The sequence below is a fragment of the Acidisphaera rubrifaciens HS-AP3 genome, assembly GCF_000964365.1.
Taxonomy (GTDB): domain Bacteria; phylum Pseudomonadota; class Alphaproteobacteria; order Acetobacterales; family Acetobacteraceae; genus Acidisphaera; species Acidisphaera rubrifaciens.
Window position 1 is genome coordinate 1 of record NZ_BANB01000389.1, and the last position, 890, is coordinate 890.

Below are 890 nucleotides of genomic sequence, written 5' to 3' on the forward strand. Positions count from 1 at the left end.
CGTCCGGCTCGGCGCCGTGCGTCTGCTGGACAACATCCCGCTCGACCCCGCCTGACCGCGGCCGGCCGGCCCCGGCTCAGTCGGCGGCTTCCTGCCGGTCGCCGCTCCCGGGCGGGCTGTCGGCCTGCAGCGGAATTACCAGGACATAGCGCGTCCCGTTCTGTTCCGTGACCTCGAGCGTGGCGCCGATCTGTCGCGCGAAGCCGCGTATGAGCTGGATGCCGAGCCCGTCGCGCGTGCCGGTATCGGTCTCCGCCGGCCCGTCGGGCAGGCCGATGCCGTCGTCCTCCACCACCAGGCGGGCCCGCCCCTCCGCCGGCTCGGTCGTCAGGATGACGCTCACGTGGCCGCGGCGCGGACGGGGGAAGGCGTATTTGAGGGCGTTGCTGACGGTCTCCGTCACGATCAGCGCCAGCGGCACGGCCTGATCGCTCGACATCTCCAGTTCCGACGCCTCGATGGACACGGTGATCCGGTCGCCCTCCGTCTCGCCCATCGCCTCGAATAGCTGGCTGCACAGCTCGGTGAGGAAGCTGCGCATGTTGATCCGCTGCAGGTCGCCCTGGAGGTAGAGATGGCGGTGCAGCGTCGCGAGGGCGCGGACGCGGTTGCGCGCGGACAGGAACTCGGCCCGCGCCTCCGGCTGGCGGATGCGTCCGGCCTGCAGGTTGAGCAGGCTGGCGACGATCTGCAGGTTGTTCTTCACGCGGTGGTGGATTTCCTGCATCAGCAGGTCACGCTCGCCCAGTGCCGCGCGGACCTGTGCCTCGCGCTCGGCGAGCCGCCCGGTCGCATCGCGGAAGGCGAGCGACAGCTCCACCACCTCGGTCGGCGTGCCGGGCGGCATGGCAGGCACGAACGCCCCGCCGCCGCGCCAGCGCCGCACGGCC

1 protein-coding gene is annotated in these 890 nt (G+C 72.0%); it reads right to left on the reverse strand.

Annotated features, from left to right (window positions below):
- Window positions 1-76 precede the first annotated feature (76 nt).
- A partial coding sequence (locus B8460_RS11595; protein WP_048861759.1) for a sensor histidine kinase occupies window positions 77-890 on the reverse strand: 814 nt, incomplete at its 5' end.